Origin of the sequence: Streptomyces sp. NPDC017890 (assembly GCF_044328675.1) — a bacterium.
Taxonomy (GTDB): Bacteria; Actinomycetota; Actinomycetes; order Streptomycetales; family Streptomycetaceae; genus Streptomyces.
On the sequence record NZ_JBIRHU010000119.1, the window covers coordinates 1 to 2,061 of the forward strand.

Genomic DNA, 2,061 nt, shown 5'->3' on the forward strand with positions numbered 1-2,061 from the left:
TCCCGCCGACAGGCCAGCGCCCCGCAGGATCGCATTCAGAAGTTCCGCGCACGTGTTGGCGTGCTCCTGCCACCGGATCGTGAATTGGTTCGCCTGAACTGGCGCGTTGCCGTTCTGCATCGAACCGAGCCCGGATGCCATCGGTGTGAAGATCGATTGCTCACCGTCCCAGGCTGATCCCTTACCGGGACCGAGTGGCTTGAGCATCGATTCATCGACGAACAGCCGCGCCTTACCGAGGTCGATGTCGCGCATCCACGAGCTGTACGACTCGTCGAGCGCGTCGAAGAGCGGCTCCAACCCGTCGAAGTCGGACCGGCCGAGCGGGGAGAGCCCGTGGATCGGTCGCCACTTCCGGTTGGGACGCACATTCGGGATGTACGTTGCCGTGAGCGCGTCGATGCCAGTTTCGATGGCACCTTCACTGTCGACTAGGTCAGCTGCCCATGACGTCGACGAGTGCTCGGTCAGTGGAACGGCTCTGCCCAGACGGCCCCGGTCACCTTCGTAGAGCCCGTGCAGGATTCGTCCCGGCTCATGACGCTCGAGGTGTCGGTAGACCGTGTCGTTGTCGTCGTTCACGACGGTCCAGAACGTCACCCCGGCCAGTTGGTCGTACTTCCATGTTGGGACCGCTGCGTCGGCGGCGACTGCCCCGAGCTTGACCTTGTCAGCGACTTCCTTGTCCCACCACCAGCGCAGGTACGTGCCACCCAGCGCGGACGCCACTTCAGCGGACTCCGCCAGTGTCGCGGCGGCGTCGTCTTCACCGAAGAGTTTCTGCAGACGGTCCTGCGTTGCCTGATGATCACCGCGCGCGTCGTCCTCTCCGACTACGAACATCGGTGGTTGCGCGAACAGCAGGTCTGCCGAAGCTCGGGCGAGGTCGGACGCTGCGGGTACGTGAAGTCGGTGCGACTGCTGGGGGTTTGGCCGGCCCCAAAAGAATCGAGCCAACTTCCCGACGACTCCCCCGGCGTACTGAGATGGGCGCTGCCGGTTATTTTCCCGGTAGATTTCTTCGAGCACCTCGACGTTGCCGGTGTACCAGGCATTCCAGGTGCGCATTTCCTTCTGCGCGCGGTCGAACGGTTTCGGCGGCCATTCGGTGGACTTCTCAGGAAGCGGCATACTCGCCTCCGTTCACATCGACGTAGCGTCGCCACCGCTTTTCGGTGGTGACGATGGCGTAGCGGGCAGCGTCGAGCGCGTGATCCGCAGACTTGATGGGCTGGTCGTAGCCCTCGGATGTTGCTTGCGTGTCCCACGAGTAGCCGGCGACCTCGGTCATGAAGGTCTTGCAGCGATCGGTGACCTTCAGCTTTCCGGTCGAGAGCAATGTTGCGATGGTCCGAATTCCGTACAGCACATCGTTTTCGGCCGCGTACGTCGGAAGTTCGTCTTGCAGGAGCTGTACCCGGAATGACGCCGCTGCGGGGTCGACGATGACCGGTCCGGGAGGCATTCGCGTCGGGTATGGCAGGTGCCCTTCGGCGAGCCAGTCACGCAGGCCGCGGGAGAGTTGAGCGTCGGTCCAGCGGGTGGCGTCCGATCGTGGCGTGTACGACCATTCGTCGATCAGGTAGAGCACGCCGTCGGCGCCTACGCCGAGCAACAGCGCCACGGTGGGATTCGTGGTGCCGTAGTCGACTCCGACGCCGAACAGTTCCACCATCTGCGGTAGGTCCTGCCACCGCACGACGTGCTTGGACGGCTCCCACATGTCGTAGACGGCGCCGTCGGCTGCGACCCAGTGGCCGAGGATGAAGCGGCGGTACCAGAGGCCTGTGTACTCGCGCTTGATCGAGTTCTTGTAGTCCTCGGACAATGCAGGGTTGTCGTCGAGCGTGAAATGCCAACTGCGCCAGTCTGGAAGCTCGTGCAGTCGGTCGAGGTATTCGGCCTTGAGCCAGTGCATCGGGTTGTCGGGGTTCGTCGTTCCGAACAACTTCGCGCCGGTGACAGACATACGACCGAGTAGCTGATGGAAGAAGTCCGACCGAATAACGGTGATTTCATCGGCGTAGGCACCGGCAACGGTGAGCCCTCGAAGGGACTTCT

At 63.0% G+C, this 2,061-nt stretch carries 2 protein-coding genes; both read right to left on the minus strand.

Features of this window, described 5'->3' with window-relative positions; genetic code table 11:
- Positions 1-1,131: phage portal protein (locus ACH4F2_RS35800; protein ID WP_398136788.1), on the minus strand; the 1,131-nt coding region annotated here is incomplete at its 3' end.
- A partial coding sequence (locus tag ACH4F2_RS35805) for a PBSX family phage terminase large subunit (RefSeq protein WP_398136789.1) occupies positions 1,118-2,061 on the minus strand: 944 nt, incomplete at its 5' end. The genes ACH4F2_RS35805 and ACH4F2_RS35800, both read right to left, overlap by 14 nt.